Source organism: Arthrobacter sp. NPDC057259 (assembly GCF_042668995.1).
In the GTDB taxonomy this organism is placed as follows: domain Bacteria; phylum Actinomycetota; class Actinomycetes; order Actinomycetales; family Micrococcaceae; genus Arthrobacter.
Genome location: NZ_JBHUYA010000001.1, coordinates 156,151 through 170,314, shown reverse-complemented (window position 1 = coordinate 170,314; position 14,164 = coordinate 156,151). Strand labels below are relative to the sequence as shown.

Sequence of the window (14,164 nt, the reverse complement as noted above, 5' to 3'; positions counted from 1 at the left end):
ATTTCCGGCGCGGGCTCAGCCGCGGACGCGGAGCGCCGGGTGGAAGAGCAGGGGCAGGACCAACTGGACGGGATCTGCGCCCACGGGCTCGTCGAGCAGCTCATTGATCGAGGTCTGCCCTTCCAGCTCCGGCGGGTGCGACGTGTCCATGGCACACAACCCTATGCGAGGTCGACCGGCACCCCGGGGCGTGACACGCAGTTCGCGCCGTGCTCCCGGGGGCAGGACGGTGCCGGCCGGAAAGGACAGGCTAGGAGAGGGTGCCTGCGTCCGCCGACACCTTGGGTGCAGGGGCGTCGACAATGTCCTTCGCGTCCTCGGTGGAGGAGATGCGGTTTGCAAGTTCACGCACCACGGCCTGCAGCTCGTGGCGAAGGGTATCCGGGTCGATGGACGCGGCGGCGAGCACGGAGCGTTCCATGTCCGCGGCGGCGACGACGGCCTCCCGGCCGCGGTCGGTCAGCGTCACCACGTGGCTGCGCCGGTCAGAGACGCTGCGCTCACGGGAGATGTGGCCGTGCGCCTCGAGGCGGCTGAGGGTCTTGCCCATCGTCTGAGCCTGGACACGCACCAGCTGTGCCAGCTGCGCCTGGGTCATGGGGCCATGGACGGAGAGCACTTCCATCGCGATGACCCCCGCGTGGGTAAGGCCGATTGCTCCCAGCTTTTCATTCCAGGAGTGCTCAACCAGGCGTGCTGCCGTGGACAAAAGGCGGCCAGTGGGCCAGCGATCCAAATCGGGCATAGTAAGCAGTATACCGAATCCCTGATTCGTCGTCGGTTTAGGCGCTCACTAAGCTGGGGTTCCGTCCGTCACATCCGCTCTCCGGAGCGTCCCAGAACAGGAGCCCACCGTGGCAGAACGACTCGTCCCCGGCGACAGCGCGCCCGATTTCAGCCTCCAGGATTCCACCGGCCGCACCGTGGGCCTCAAGGACTTCAAGGGCCGCAGCACCGTCGTCTACTTCTACCCGGCGGCCGCGACCCCGGGCTGCACCAAGCAGGCCTGCGATTTCAGGGACTCCCTCGCTTCGCTCTCCGCCGCCGGCTACGACGTCGTCGGCATCTCCCCCGACCCCGTCGCCAAACTCGCCACGTTCGCCGAGAATGAGGGCCTGACCTTCCCCCTGCTGTCAGATCCGGACCACAAGGTCGCCGAGGCTTACGCCGCCTGGGGCGAGAAGAAAAACTACGGCAAGACCTACGACGGGCTGATCCGCTCCACCGTGGTGGTGGGACCGGACGGCAAGGTGGCCCTGGCCCAGTACAACGTCCGCGCCACGGGCCACGTGGCAAAACTGCGGCGGGACCTCAAGCTCGATCTGTAGAATGGTCCCTGGCGTCCGACGCCGGATCCCCGGATCCGCCGACGACGGCGCCGCGCGCGAGTGGTGAAATTGGCAGACACGCAGGATTTAGGTTCCTGTGCCTTCGGGCGTGGGGGTTCAAGTCCCCCCTTGCGCACCTTGGAAAACCCCGGTCTCTGGCCGGGGTTTTCCCGTTTTTAAAATATTTCTGCAATCCCACCCATCCCCCCGGCCCCATCGCCCGAATCTTCAGTGAGACACCAACCAAGGGTCGGTGCCCGCCAGTCGAACAACAGCAGCACCGGAACAACCCTCCGTTGCACGCATTACCTCGGCACAACTAAGGAGATTCACAATGCAGACCATCAAGCGCACCACGCTCGCCGTTTCCGGCATCGCCGCCGTCGCCATGCTGAGCCTGACCGCCTGCGGCGGATCCACCACCGGCTCCTCCAGCTCGTCGGCCCCGGCTGCGGCCCCGTCCGCGTCGAGCATGGCAGCCTCCCCCTCCATGAGCGCCTCGCCGTCGATGAGCGCCTCTGCCGGCGCCATGGACCCGGCCGCCGACCTGGTCGGCTCCGGCTGCGCCGCCTACGCCGCCCAGGTCCCCAGCGGTGCGGGCTCCGTGTCCGGCATGGCTCTCGACCCGGTAGCCACCGCAGCCTCCAACAACCCGATCCTCACCACGCTGACCGCCGCCGTCTCCGGCAAGCTCAACCCCAAGGTCAACCTGGTGGACACCCTGAACGGCAGCGAGTTCACCGTCTTCGCCCCGACCGATGACGCCTTCAAGAAGATCGACGCGGCCACGATCGACAAGCTCAAGACGGACGACGCCCTGCTGAGCAAGATCCTGACCTACCACGTTGTTCCGGGCAAGATCTCCCCGGACCAGATCGTGGGCACCCACAAGACGGTTGAGGGCGGCTCGGTCACCGTGACCGGCAGCAAGGACGCCCTGATGGTCGACGGCGCCAACGTCGTCTGCGGCGGTGTCAAGACCGCCAACGCCACCGTGTACATGGTCGACTCCGTGCTGATGCCGAAGTAACCACCACCAACCTCCCTTTCCGGGTCCGGCTTGACTCCCCGGACCCGACCGGAGAAAACGGAGGCCCGCACCATCGGTGCGGGCCTTCGCCGTGCCCGGGGCGTTCATGACGGCCGGGCCGGGGCCGGGCCGGGGCCGCGCCGGAGTCTGCGGGAGTCTGCGGCACGGCACCGTCCACTAGAATGGGGCTCACTCCGCAGCCGGCGGCCCCATCGTTTCCCGAGGTGATTCTTCAGTGCCCAGCAGGACCGCGCCCATCAGAGGACCGCGCAGGATGCGCCGCCTCGTCGCAGGCCTGGGCGCGCTGCTGCTCCTGGCTCCCGTTGCTGCCTGCACGGGCGCGCCCGGGCCGGTGCCGTCGTCGTCGGCCGCCGCCGGCACCGGACCCACCGAAACCTTTACCTTCGGCACCGCGTCCCGCCCGCTGGGACTGGACCCGGCGCTGGTCTCCGACGTCGACTCGTACCGCATCACCCGGCAGATCCTCGAGGGCCTGGTGGGCGTTGACCAAAACAGCGGCAAGCCCACGCCGCTGCTGGCCACCGAGTGGAAGACCAGCGACGACGGCCGCACCTATACCTTCAAGCTCCGCGACGGTGTCACCTTCCAGGACGGCACCCCCTTCGACGGTCCCGCGGTGTGCACGAACTTCAACCGCTGGTTCAACTTCTCCGAGGCGCTGCGGAAACAGGCCCCCGGGACCTCGTTCAAGGGCGTCTTCAAGGCCAACGCGGACCAGGCCTCGCTCTCCATCTACAAGGGCTGCACCCCGCTCGCGGGCGGCAACGTCGAGATCGACCTGACCCAGCCCTTCACCGGCTTCCTGCAGGCGCTGACCCTCCCCGCCTTCGCCATGTCCTCGCCGAAGGCCCTCGCGGCGCAGTCCGCGGACGTGCTGAACCAGACCCGGGACGGCCAGCCGGTCTCCGCCTACGCGCTCAAGCCGGTGGGAACCGGCCCGTACGTGTTCACGTCCTGGGACAACGACACCGTCACGCTTTCCAGCAACAAGAACTACTGGGGTGACAGGGGCCAGATCGCCACAATCAACTTCGTCACCTACGACCACCCGCAGACCCGGATGCAGGCGCTGCTGGACGGCAAGATCGACGCCTACGACTCCGTCACCGTGGGTAACTTCGACCAGCTGGTCAAGCGCGGCAAGCAGATCATCCAGCGCGACCCGTTCTCCGTCATGTACCTGGGCATGAACCAGGACATCCCGGCCCTGCAGGACCTGAAGGTGCGTCAGGCGATCGAGATGGCCCTGGACAAGGACACCCTGATCCGGAAGTTCTTCATCGACAACACGTCCTCGGCCTCCCAGTTCGTGCCGCCGAAGCTCAGCGGTTTCAACAACAACGCCCCGTCGCTGGGCCACGACCCGGCCAAGGCCAAGGAGCTGCTGGCCCAGTCCACGTACAAGGGCGAGGAGCTGAAGTTCTACTACCCGCTGAACGTCACCCGGCCGTACCTGCCGACGCCGGAGAAGGTCTACGCCGAGATCAGCCGAGAGCTGATCGCCGTCGGCCTGAACATCAAGCCCGTCCCGGTGGACTGGTCCGACGGCTACCTGCAAAAGGTCACCTCCCCCGGGGACCACGCCCTGCACCTGCTCGGCTGGAACGGTTCCTACGCGGACCCGGACAACTTCGTCGGCCCGCTCTTCGGCGAGAAGAACGGCGAGTTCGGCTACCAGGACCCGCAGGTGTTCTCCAAGATCGCCCGGGCCCGCGGCCTGCCGGACGGCAAGGACCGCACCGGGCAGTACCAGACCATCAACGCGCAGATCGCCGCGTCGGTGCCGGCCGTGCCGATCGCCTTCCCGATCTCCGCGCTGGCGCTCTCCGACCGGGTGGTGAAGTACCCGGCGTCGCCGGTGCTCAACGAAGTTTTCACGAAGGTGGTCCTCAAGTCTTGACGTGCCGGGCCAATTTCAGTTAGTGGGCCGTGCGGGGATATTCTGTGACAGCCAGAGCCGCTGCTACCGGAGACTGATGTGACCTTCATTTCCAAGACCCAACACGCCGACGTCGTCCTGATTGGCGGCGGCATCATGAGCGCCACGCTCGGTGCCTTCCTCAAGCAGCTCGAGCCGAACTGGACGATCTCGCTGTTCGAGCGGCTGGACCGCCCGGGCCTGGAAAGCTCCGATCCCTGGAACAACGCCGGTACCGGCCACGCCGCCCTCTGCGAACTGAACTACTCCCCCGCCGCCAAAGACGGCTCGGTGGATCCGTCCAAGGCGCTGCACATCAATGAACAGTTCCAGCTCTCCCGCCAGTTCTGGTCCCACCTGGTCACCAACTCCCTGATCGGCTCCCCCAAGGGCTTCATCAACACCGTCCCGCACATGAGCTTCGTGGTGGGCGAGGAGAACACCAAGTTCCTGCGGACCCGTTACGAGGCGCTCAAGCCGAACCCGCTGTTCCGCTCCATGGAGTACTCCGAGGACCAGGCGCAGATCGCCAAGTGGGCGCCGCTGATCATCAAGGGCCGCGACCCGAAGCAGCGCGTGGCCGCGACCCGCGCCGCCGAAGGCACCGACGTCGACTTCGGCGCCCTGACCCGTGAGCTCACCGGCTACCTGGGCAACAACGGCGTGGAGATCAACTACGGCCACGACGTCACCGGCATCAGCCGCGCCGCCGACGGCGGCTGGGACCTGTCCCTGAAGCACCCGCGCTCCGGTGAGCGCGGGTCCATCCACGCCAAGTTCGTCTTCGTCGGCGCCGGCGGCGGCGCCCTGCACCTGCTGCAGGCCTCCGGCATCCCCGAGAGCAAGGGCTACGGCGGTTTCCCCGTCTCCGGCCAATTCTTCCGCTGCACCGACGAGTCCCTGGCCGCCCAGCACAGCGCCAAGGTCTACGGCCAGGCCTCCGTGGGCGCCCCGCCGATGTCCGTCCCGCACCTGGACACCCGCTACGTCAACGGCAAGCGCTCCCTGCTCTTCGGCCCGTACGCCGGCTTCTCCACCAACTTCCTGAAGAACGGCTCCTACCTGGACCTGCCGCTGTCCATCCGCCCCTCCAACATCATCCCGATGCTGGCCGTGGCCAAGGACAACATGGACCTCACGGCCTACCTGGTCAAGGAAGTCGCCAAGCGCCACGGCGCCAAGGTTGAGGCCCTGCGCGAGTACTACCCCGAGGCCAAGGACGGCGACTGGGAGCTCATCACCGCCGGCCAGCGCGTGCAGATCATCAAGAAGGACCCGAAGAAGGGCGGCGTGCTGCAGTTCGGCACCGAGGTCATCGCGGGCCGCGACGGCAGCATCGGCGCCCTGCTGGGTGCCTCCCCGGGTGCTTCCACCGCCGTGCCGATCATGATCGAACTGCTGCAGAAGGCCTTCCCGAAGGACTTCAAGGGCTGGCAGGGCAAGCTCAAGGAGATGATGCCGGGCTACGGCGTCAAGCTCAACGAGAACCCGGAGCTCGCCGCGCAGCTCGAGGCCGACACGGCCAAGGTCCTGCAGCTCGAAACGGTCCCGGCCTCCCGCTGAAACTCTGCCGGGTTGCGGCACGTTTAGTCCCTTGAGGCGTCCCGTCCGGTACGGCGTCCGTAGACCCACAGGAGTTCATGAATGTTCCGGCTGGCCAGGCTCTCGCTCGGAAACCGGGCGCTGATCGCGCTGATCACCGTCTTCGCCTCGGTCTTCGGGGTGATCACCATGACCTCACTGAAGCAGGAGCTCATCCCCTCGATCGAGTTCCCGCAGATCACGGTGATCACCTCTATGCCGGGCGCCTCGCCCGAGGTCGTGGACAAGCAGGTGAGCGGTCCGCTGGAGACCGCCCTGCGTGGCGTCGAGGGCCTGGAGTCGACGTCGTCCACCTCGCGCAACGGCGTTTCGCAGATCACCCTGGCGTTCACCTACGGCTCCAACCTGGACCGGGCCCGGAACCAGATCGACCGTGCCATCTCCAACGCCAAGCAGGCGCTGCCCAAGGATGTCCAGCCGCAGGCGATCGCCGGCAGCATCAGTGACTTCCCGATTGTGTACCTGGCGGTCTCCTCGGACAAGCCGCTCAGTGAGCTCAACACCGACCTCGCCCGGCTGAGCGTGCCGCGGCTGCAGAAGATCGACGGCGTCCGCGGCGCCGAGGTCACCGGTGGCGCCACCGAGCACATCCAGATCCAGCCGAAGCCCGAGGCGATGGCGGCCGCCGGCACCTCCATCCAGGCGATCAGCGACGCCCTGAAGAACAACGGCAGCCTGGTCCCGGCCGGCAGCATCCAGGACCAGGGCAAGACCCTCTCCCTGCAGATCGGCAGCCCGGTGGACTCCGTGGACGCCATCAAGGCCCTGCCGCTGGGCGGGGCGCGCAACGCCGCCACGATCGGCAGCGTCGCCGACGTCTCGATCGCCGAGGACGCCCGCACCTCCATCACCCGCACCAACGGCAAGGAGACCCTGGCGGTCTCCGTCACCAAGAAGCCCGAAGGCGACACCGTGGGCATCTCACACGCGGTCAAGGACGCCATCCCGCAGCTCGAGGCGGAACTGGGGTCCAACGCAAAGTTCACCCCTGTCTTCGACCAGGCGCCGTTCATCGAGAAGTCCATCAAGGACCTCACCACCGAGGGCCTGCTGGGCCTGGGCTTCGCCGTCGGCATCATCCTCTTGTTCCTGCTCTCGGTCCGCTCCACCCTGGTCACGGCCGTCTCGATTCCGCTCTCGCTCCTGATCACGTTCATCGGGCTGAAGGCCACCGGCTACTCGCTGAACATCCTGACCCTGGGCGCGCTGACCATCGCGATCGGCCGCGTGGTGGACGACTCGATCGTGGTGATCGAGAACATCAAGCGGCACCTCAGCTATGGCGAGGCGAAGATCACCGCGATCCTCACCTCGATCCGCGAGGTGGCCGGGGCGATCACGGCCTCGACCCTGACCACGGTGGCGGTCTTCCTGCCGATCGCGTTCGTGGCGGGCCTGGCCGGGGAGCTGTTCCGTCCCTTCGCGCTGACGGTCACGATCGCGCTGATCTCCTCGCTGCTGGTCTCCCTGACGATCGTGCCGGTACTGGCCTACTGGTTCCTGCGCAGCCCCCGGTCCCGTGACACAACAGCACGTGACGACGCCGTCGGGAACACCGACGCCGCCGAAGCGGCCGCGAAGGCGCACGACGCCGAGCGGCGCAGCCTGCTGCAGCGCGGCTACCTCCCGGTGCTCACCAAGACCCAGCGCCACCCCGTCATCACGCTCATCGCCTCCGTCCTGGTCCTGGGCGGCACCGTCGCCATGACCCCGCTGCTGGCCACCGACCTGCTGGGCAGCTCCGGCCAGAACAGCCTGACCGTGAGCCAGGCACTGCCCGCAGGCACCAGCCTGGACCAGGGCAACGCGGCCGCCGTCAAGGTCGAGGACGTGCTCCGCGGCATCGACGGGATCAAGAACGTCCAGGTCACCACGGGCAACGCCCAGACCGGTTTCTCCGCCCTGCAGTCCACCGGCGCCGCCAACTCCACCTTCACCGTGGTCACCGACGAAAAGGCGGACCAGAAGAAGCTGCAGGACACCGTTCGGACCCGGCTGGCCGCAATTTCCGACGCCGGCAAGATCACCGTCGGCTCCCAGCAGGGCGGCTTCGGGACGACGTCGACCGTGGACATCACACTCAAGGCCGCCGGTTCTGCCGACCTTCAGGCGGCCAGCGACACGATGGTCAAGGCCATGGACGGCGTCCCCGGCTCCTCGGAGGTCAGCACCAACCTCGCCGCCAGCCAGCCCGTGGTCCAGGTCAAGGTGGACCGCGCCAAGGCCACCGCGGCCGGCCTGAACGAACAGCAGGTCGGCGCCGTCCTCGCCTCCACCATCAGCCCGGTCCCGGCCGGCACGGTCCGGATCGGCACCAACGACTACCCGGTCCGGATCGGCGAGGGAACGAAGTTCAGCAGCATCGGCGCGGTCCGCGACCTGCAGCTGCCGACCGCGCGCGGACCCGTGCCGCTGTCCTCCATCGCCTCCGTGGAGCAGGCCGACGTGCCGGTCTCCATCACCGCCAGCAACGGGCAGCGGACCGCGCGCGTCTCCGTGACCCCCTCCGGCGGGAACCTCGGGGCCGTCAGCACCGAGGTGCAGGCCCGGCTGAAGACGGTCCAGCTGCCGCCGGGCGTCACCGCGGAAATCGGCGGCGCCACGACCCAGCAGGCCGAGTCCTTCGGCCAGCTGGGCCTGGCCCTGCTGGCGGCGATCGCGATCGTGTACGTGATCATGGTGGCCACCTTCAAGTCGCTGGTGCAGCCGCTGATCCTCCTGGTGTCGATTCCGTTCGCGGCGACCGGTGCGATTGCCCTGCTGCTGATCACCAAGGTCCCGCTGGGCCTGCCGTCACTGATCGGCATGCTGATGCTGGTGGGCATCGTGGTCACCAACGCGATCGTGCTGATCGACCTGATTAACCAGTACCGTCAGCCGCGGAACGGCGAACCCGGCATGAACGTCGCCGACGCCATCACCCACGGCGCCCGACAGCGTCTGCGCCCCATCCTGATGACGGCCCTGGCCACGGTCTTCGCACTGACCCCGATGGCCCTCGGCCTGACCGGCGGCGGCGGGTTCATCTCCCAGCCGCTCGCCGTCGTCGTCATCGGCGGCCTGATTTCCTCCACCGCCCTGACCCTGATCCTGGTGCCGGTGCTGTACCGGCTGGTCGAGGGACGGCGGGAGCGGAAGGCCCTGGAGCGCGACGGCGGCGCGCCGACAAGTGGACGCCACGCCCGGCCCGCGGCTCCCGCTGGCCGGAACGGGGACGCCGCAGAGGATGCAACCGCGACTTCCGATGACCCGGACGCGGCCCCGGCGTTCCGCAACTAGTCAGGTGCGGGCGTTGGCGGGGCCGACGGCTGCTTCCGGAGCCGGGTCCGAGAACGCCAGGCGGGGCACCAGGGCCAGGGCCGCCGCCGCGGCCAGACCGGTGACGCCGCAGATCGCCCAGACCAGCAGGTAGCCGGCCAACGGGGCCGCGGTCTGCCCCGCGTCGGCACCTCCGACCCCGGCGTCGGCCGCGGCGTGGCTGAGCAGGGCGATGCCGAACACCGCCGAGGCGAAGGCTCCGCCCATGGTCTTGGTGGTGTTAGTCAGCCCTGTGGCCATGGCGGTCCGGTTCAACGGGGCCGCAGCCGCCGCGGCCGAGGGCAGCGCGGCCACCAGCGCGCCGGAGCCGACGCCGGCGATGGCCATGTTCACGAGCGTCTCGGCCAGGCTGGAGTGCAGCGGCAGGAACAGCAGGTAGCCGATGCCCACCAGCGCCGCGGCCCCCACGAGGGTCAGGCGCGGGGTCAGCCGCCGGGTCACCAGCGGATACAGCAGGGCCCCGGCGAGCAGCGCCAGCACGTACACCCCGATGATGATCGAGACCTGGCCGGAGCGCAGCCCCAGCCCGTAGCCGTAGGTCCCCGGATCGGTGCGGGCGAAGGTGGACAGCGGGGCCTGGGCGCCGAGGACCGAGACGCCGAAGAGTCCGGCCGTGAGCTGCACGGGCCACATCGCCGGGGACCGGAGCATCCGGATGTCCACCAGCGGGTCCTCTTTGCGCAGCTCCACCCGCACGAACGGGACGAACACCGCGACGCCGGCGGCCAGCACCGCCCACACCCACCAGGCACCGGGACCGTTCAGCCGGACCAGGGTCAGGCCGGAGGTGACGAGCAGCAGGCCGACGGCGAGCAACGCCAGGCCCTGCGTGTCCACCCAGCCCGCGGCGCGCCCGGCGGACTCCGGGACCCCGAAGCGGATCACAAACCAGCAGGCGGTGACGGCGAACGCCGGCACGGTCAGCACCAGCGGCAGCTGGCCGGCCAACGCCTCGGCGAGCGCCCCGGAGGCGAGGGCGCCGGCGATCACGCCGAACTCCAGCGCCCCCACCAGCACGCCGGCCGCCCGGCGGGTGAGGGCGGCGCCGTCGGGCCGTCCATGCACCCGGCTGAAGACCAGGGCGATCTCCAGCGGCAGCCAGACCACGTAGAACCCCTGCAGCGACCAGGCGGCGAGGAAGGTCCAGAAGTCCGGCGCGAACGCCACCGCCCAGGACGCGGCGGCGGTGAGCGCGGTGGAAACCAGCAGGATCCGCCGGTGCCCGTAGAGGTCGCCCAGCTTCGCCAGCACCGGGACGGCCAGGGCGCTGACGGTCAGCTGCGCCGCCTCGAACCAGTTGACGTCCGCGTCGTGGATGCCCAGGTGGCGGGCGATGTCCGTGAGGATGGGCGTGTAGTACCCCTGCAGGATGCCGCTGGTGAGTTCCACCAGGCAGAGGAACGCGATGATCCGGCGCATGCGGGCCTTCCGTACGGGCTGGACCCGGGGCGGCCAGCAGATTGATTGCATCCTAGGTCCCGGCGCGGCCGGCGGCGGCGAAGGTCCGGGAATACCCGCGCGTGGCGGCTGTTATACCGGTCGATAGATGCAAATGCATGTAAATCGGTTACACTTGGAGCAGGACCCCGGAAGCCTCCGGAACGGAAAGGATCATCATGCAGATCGGCGTATTCAGCGTCAGCGACATCACCACCGACCCCACCACGGGCCGGACCCCCACCGAGCACGAGCGCATCAAGGCCTCGGTGGCGATCGCGAAGAAGGTCGAGGAGATCGGCATGGATGTCTATGCCATCGGCGAGCACCACAACCGGCCGTTCTTCTCCTCCTCCCCCACCACCACGCTGGCCTACATCGCCGCGCAGACGGAGCGGATCATCCTCTCCACCGCCACCACCCTGATCACCACGAACGACCCGGTGAAGATCGCCGAGGACTTCGCGATGCTCCAGCACCTGGCCGACGGCCGCGTGGACCTGGTGCTGGGCCGCGGCAACACCGCGCCCGTCTACCCCTGGTTCGGCAAGAACATCCAGGACGGCATCGAACTCGCGATCGAGAACTACTCCCTCCTGCGCAAGCTCTGGGACGAGGACACGGTCAACTGGTCCGGCAAGCACCGCACCCCGCTGCAGAACTTCACCTCCACGCCGCGCCCGCTCGACGGCGTCGCCCCCTTCGTCTGGCACGGCTCCATCCGCACCCCGCAGATCCCCGAAGTCGCCGCGTACTACGGTGACGGCTTCTTCGCCAACAACATCTTCTGGCCCAAGGAGCACTACCAGCAGCTGATCGGCCTCTACCGGGAACGCTACGAGCACTACGGCCACGGCGCGGCGGACCAGGCGATCGTGGGCCTCGGCGGCCAGTTCTTCATGCGGAAGAATTCCCAGGACGCGGTCAAGGAGTTCCGTCCCTACTTCGACAACGCCCCGGTCTACGGCCATGGCCCCTCCCTCGAGGACTTCACCTCGCAGACCCCGCTGACGGTCGGCAGCCCGCAGGAAGTCATCGAGAAGACCCTGACGTTCCGCGAGTACTTCGGCGACTACCAGCGCCAGCTCTTCCTGATCGACCACGCCGGCCTGCCGCTGAAGACCGTCCTGGAGCAGCTGGACCTGTTTGGCGAGGAGGTGCTGCCGGTGCTGCGCAAGGAATATGCAGAGAAGACCCCGGCCCACGTCCCGGCGCCGCCCACCCACGCCGGCCGCGTCGCCGCGCAGTTGGCGGCCCACCAGGCCGCCCCGCAGGAGGCATGATGGCCGCGGGGGCGCCCGGCTCGGGGACCGGCACCGGCACAGCTACCGGCACCTCCCCGGCGCCGACAGTCCGGCTGGCGGCCCAGGCCTGGGAGTCGCTGTTCCGGGCGCAGGTAGCCGTCATGCGGCGCCTGCAGGGCGGCCCGGCGTTCCGCGACCTGGCCGTCAATGAGTACGACGTGCTGTTCACCCTCTCGGGCTGCCCCACGGGCTGGCTGCGGCAGAACGAACTGAACGACCACGTGCTGCTGAGCCAGTCCAGCCTGAGCCGGCTGGTGGAGCGGCTGGAGAAGCGGGGGCTGGTGGAACGGCGGCCGGCCCCCGACGACGGCCGCGGCGTCCTGGTCCGGCTCACCGACGCCGGCCGGGACCTGCAGAAGCAGATCGGCCGCGAGCACGTGCGGGACATTGCCGCCCTGGTGGGCCCGGCCCTGACCGCCGAGGAGCAGCAGGAGCTGCTGCGGCTGACGGACAAGCTGCGGGCCTCGGTGCAGGCCCGCAGCTAGCGGATGGTCACCAGCGCCGCCGGGTCCTCCTCCGGCAGGTCCCCGGTTACCGTGGCGGTGACCTTGAGTTCCTTCAGGGACAGGCTGCCGCCGACGGTGGAGAGGAAGGCCGTGTCCGAGGAGTCCCGGCCGGCGGTGATCCGCAGCATGCTCTCCCGCGGCGCCAGGCCGGTCGGGTCGATCACGTGCCACGCGCCGTCGACGTGGGCCTCCGCGACGGCGTGGAAGTCCATGGGGCTCAGCCCGGGGGCGTAGACGGCCGCGAGCCGTGCCGGGACGTTCTTGGAGCGCAGCAGGGCAATGGCCAGGTGGGCGAAGTCGCGGCAGACGCCGCGCCGGTGCAGCAGGGTTTCGACGGCGCCGTCGGTGCCGCGCGAGGAGCCGCTGACGTAGCGCAGCTCGTTGAAGACCCAGTCGCGGACGGCGTGCAGCAGTTCCGGACCCTGCAGGCCGCCGAACTCGGCGTAGGCCGTCGGCAGCAGCCGGTCGGATTCGGCGTAGCGGCTGGGCCGCACGTAGCGGATCAGTTCCATCAGCCCCGGCGCCTCGGGGTCCGCGGCGCCGGTGACGGTGGCGTCGTATTCCACCAGCACCTCGGTGGGCTCGGCGAACTCCATGCAGTGGAACCGGCCGCCGTGGTGGTCGGCGAGCTCGGTCAGGGGAACCTCGGCGCCGTCGGCGGTAACGGAGAGTTCCTCGTCAAAGCCGGTATAGCCGGGGTTGCGCGCCACAGCCACGGCCATGGCGACCTTGGTGCCGGCCACGGTCTTGAAGGCCATGCGGGCGGACACGATGCGTTCCATAATTCTCCGGGGGTGCGGGCGGGGCGCGTGCGCCTGCCGCCGGGGGTTCCCTGGCTGCCGTGGGGCCGGCGCGGCAGGGCTACTGTGTGATCCTCAGCGACATTAGCATCCGCTGGACATTGGCGAACTCGGACCCCTCGTTGACGTAGGCGTCGGCCTGGGCCAGCGTGTCGAACGCTTTGGCCGGGGCCACCCGCTGGTCCGGGGCGAAGGCCGTGAGCTCGCCCAGGTCGCCGAAGGAGATGTCGCCCTTGCCCTCGGGCCCTCGGACCACGTTCTGCAGGGCGCAGGCCTTGCCCCCGGTGCCGCCGACGATGTTGGTGATGCCGTAGGAGCCGAAATACTTGTAGCCCTGGATCACGCGGTAGACCACGTGCGGATCGATCATCCCGTCGCCGGAGGCATGCGGCAGCTCCACCGGCACGCTGCTGACCACGATGTAGGGCTTGGCGGCGTCGGGGGCGCAGGAGGCCGGCGTCCGCGGCGGCAGTCCCGTCTGCAGGGTGGCGAGGTAGCGGCCGGCGGCGTCCTTGACCTCGACCTTGACCGCGCCGGGGAGGCTGCCCTGGGCCGGGGTCTGTGACTGGGCGATCCACTCCTGCGGCAGCTCGAAGCTGACCGACTTGGCCGGATCGGTGTAGGTCTTCCAGGCCGCCGCCGTGGCGCCGGCAGACGCCGTGGCCGTCGACGTTGACCCCGGTGACGCGGTTCCCGGCGAGCCGGAGCCCGACGGCGTTGCGCCGCCGGAGGGTTGCGACGTCGCCGTCCCGCCGGCGTCGGCCGTCCACTGCGGTGCGGCGGGTCCGCCGGAGCACCCCGCGAGCGCGCCGGTGCCGAGCACCAGCGCCGCGACCAGCCCCACAGGCAGCCCAACCTGTCCACCGGTCCGCAGCCTCATCCGCATCATGCTGCCAGCGT

General features: G+C 69.0%; 12 protein-coding genes and 1 tRNA gene. 8 read left to right on the top strand and 5 right to left on the bottom strand.

Going from position 1 to position 14,164, the window contains the following annotated elements; translation table 11 throughout:
- Window positions 1-15 precede the first annotated feature (15 nt).
- On the bottom strand, window positions 16-150 hold the full coding sequence (locus ACFUCU_RS00780; RefSeq protein ID WP_290257472.1) for a hypothetical protein: 135 nt from the start codon (window positions 148-150) through the stop codon (window positions 16-18).
- Between the two features lie 100 nt (window positions 151-250).
- Entirely contained in the window at window positions 251-745 is a 495-nt protein-coding gene (locus ACFUCU_RS00775; protein WP_290257470.1) for a MarR family winged helix-turn-helix transcriptional regulator, read from the bottom strand.
- 109 nt (window positions 746-854) lie between these two features.
- Here ACFUCU_RS00775 and bcp point away from each other — a divergent pair, with 109 nt between their 5' ends.
- The 6 genes from bcp to ACFUCU_RS00745 all read left to right on the top strand — a co-directional run bounded on the left by bcp (window position 855) and on the right by ACFUCU_RS00745 (window position 9,178).
- Window positions 855-1,328 carry a thioredoxin-dependent thiol peroxidase gene (gene bcp / locus ACFUCU_RS00770; protein WP_377970040.1) on the top strand — a complete coding sequence of 158 codons (474 nt, stop codon included), beginning with the start codon at window positions 855-857 and terminating at the stop codon, window positions 1,326-1,328.
- 54 nt (window positions 1,329-1,382) lie between these two features.
- Window positions 1,383-1,464 (top strand) — tRNA-Leu (locus ACFUCU_RS00765).
- A gap of 198 nt (window positions 1,465-1,662) precedes the next feature.
- Entirely contained in the window at window positions 1,663-2,358 is a 696-nt protein-coding gene (locus ACFUCU_RS00760) for a fasciclin domain-containing protein (RefSeq protein WP_377970038.1), read from the top strand.
- A gap of 274 nt (window positions 2,359-2,632) precedes the next feature.
- The gene (locus ACFUCU_RS00755; RefSeq protein WP_377970037.1) at window positions 2,633-4,279 is read left to right on the top strand and encodes an ABC transporter substrate-binding protein; all 1,647 of its coding nucleotides are present in this window, start codon (window positions 2,633-2,635) and stop codon (window positions 4,277-4,279) included.
- Window positions 4,280-4,357: 78 nt separating this feature from the next.
- The gene (locus tag ACFUCU_RS00750) at window positions 4,358-5,860 is read left to right on the top strand and encodes a malate:quinone oxidoreductase (RefSeq protein WP_364134866.1); all 1,503 of its coding nucleotides are present in this window, start codon (window positions 4,358-4,360) and stop codon (window positions 5,858-5,860) included.
- A gap of 81 nt (window positions 5,861-5,941) precedes the next feature.
- On the top strand, window positions 5,942-9,178 hold the full coding sequence (locus ACFUCU_RS00745) for an efflux RND transporter permease subunit (RefSeq protein ID WP_377970036.1): 3,237 nt from the start codon (window positions 5,942-5,944) through the stop codon (window positions 9,176-9,178).
- On the opposite strand, the gene ACFUCU_RS00740 is transcribed toward ACFUCU_RS00745, so the two are convergent.
- On the bottom strand, window positions 9,179-10,636 hold the full coding sequence (locus tag ACFUCU_RS00740) for an MFS transporter (protein ID WP_377970035.1): 1,458 nt from the start codon (window positions 10,634-10,636) through the stop codon (window positions 9,179-9,181).
- 197 nt (window positions 10,637-10,833) lie between these two features.
- On the opposite strand from ACFUCU_RS00740, the gene ACFUCU_RS00735 reads away from it, so the two are divergent.
- Complete coding sequence (locus ACFUCU_RS00735; protein ID WP_377970034.1) at window positions 10,834-11,937, top strand: LLM class flavin-dependent oxidoreductase; 1,104 nt, start codon at window positions 10,834-10,836, stop codon at window positions 11,935-11,937.
- Window positions 11,937-12,443, top strand: a complete 507-nt coding sequence (locus tag ACFUCU_RS00730) for a MarR family winged helix-turn-helix transcriptional regulator (RefSeq protein ID WP_377970778.1) — start codon at window positions 11,937-11,939, stop codon at window positions 12,441-12,443. The genes ACFUCU_RS00735 and ACFUCU_RS00730 overlap by 1 nt, the downstream gene beginning before the upstream one ends.
- Here ACFUCU_RS00730 and ACFUCU_RS00725 read toward each other — a convergent pair.
- Complete coding sequence (locus ACFUCU_RS00725) at window positions 12,440-13,246, bottom strand: transglutaminase family protein (RefSeq protein ID WP_377970032.1); 807 nt, start codon at window positions 13,244-13,246, stop codon at window positions 12,440-12,442. The two genes, ACFUCU_RS00730 and ACFUCU_RS00725, sit on opposite strands and share 4 nt — an antisense overlap.
- 79 nt (window positions 13,247-13,325) lie before the next feature.
- On the bottom strand, window positions 13,326-14,153 hold the full coding sequence (locus tag ACFUCU_RS00720; RefSeq protein WP_377970030.1) for a hypothetical protein: 828 nt from the start codon (window positions 14,151-14,153) through the stop codon (window positions 13,326-13,328).
- Window positions 14,154-14,164 lie beyond the last annotated feature (11 nt).